Source organism: Streptococcus sp. HMSC034E03 (genome assembly GCF_001811505.1).
Classification (GTDB): domain Bacteria; phylum Bacillota; class Bacilli; order Lactobacillales; family Streptococcaceae; genus Streptococcus.
Genome location: NZ_KV804996.1, coordinates 121,390 through 122,557 on the forward strand (window position 1 = coordinate 121,390; position 1,168 = coordinate 122,557).

General features: G+C 39.4%; 1 pseudogene. It reads left to right on the top strand.

Features of this window, described 5'->3' with window-relative positions:
* Nucleotides 1-1,168 (top strand): annotated as a pseudogene (locus HMPREF2805_RS08005) (YSIRK signal domain/LPXTG anchor domain surface protein); the annotation flags it as partial.

A 1,168-nucleotide genomic window follows, 5' to 3' on the forward strand; every position in this document is an offset into this window, starting at 1 on the left:
GTTGGACCAAATAACCCACATAAACCAACAGATCCAATCAATCCAAATGATCCAAAGAGTCCAAAATACCCTGCGGAAGATCAATGGAAGAAAGATGTAACATCAACTGTTAAGTATGTGGTATCAGACGGTAAGACAACTGCCCCAGCTGATAAGGTTCAAAATGCACAATGGACACGTACCTTAAATCTTGATAAAGTTACAGGTAAAGTTCTTAACCCTGATGCACCATGGGCATCTAATAAGGCTAACTATGATGCAGTTCCAACACCAGGATTGACAGGTTACTACGCTGATAAAGGAAGTGTTGCTTCTAAGACAGTCACTCAAGAAAATCTTGAAGAAACTGTAACTTACAAGCCACTTGGAAAATTGGTTCCAAAACCAGAGACACCAAACGATCCAAACTTCCCATCAACACCAGAAGTGAAGTATCCAAATGATCCAAATGATCCAACCAAACCAGGTAAACCAGTTGTGCCTAATGTACCAGGCTACAAACCATACTTGCCAGATCCAAACTATCCAACGAAACCAGGTGAACCAGGTAGACCAGTAGAACCAGGAAAACCAATCACTCCTGAAAATCCAGGTACTGACACAGAAATTATCTATCGTAAGGTAGATCAAAAAGCTATTATCAAGTATGTTGATACAAGTGCTAATAATAAGGAGTTAGCAAAAGATGAAGTTTCTGGTAAATCGTATGAAGCCATTAACTACTCAACTGCAGCTAAGATTGCTGATTTTGTTAATAAAGGTTACAAACTTGTAGAAGATGGTTTCACAAACTCAACTGAAGAACAAAAGAAATTTGATAGTGATGCATCAACAGATCAAGAATTCGTAGTTAGATTAGAACACGATGTAACTCCAGTTGGACCAAACGATCCACATAAACCAACAGAGCCAATCAATCCAAATGATCCAAACAGTCCAAGATACCCTGCGGAAAATCAATGGAAGAAAGATGTAACGTCAACTGTTCATTATGTGGTATCAGACGGTAATGCAACTGCCCCAGCTGACAATGTTCAAAATGCACAATGGACACGTACCTTAAAACTTGATAAGGTGACAGGTGAAGTTCTTAACCCTACTGAACTATGGACAGCTAATAAGGCTAACTATGATGTAGTTCCAACACCAGGATTGACAGGTTACTACG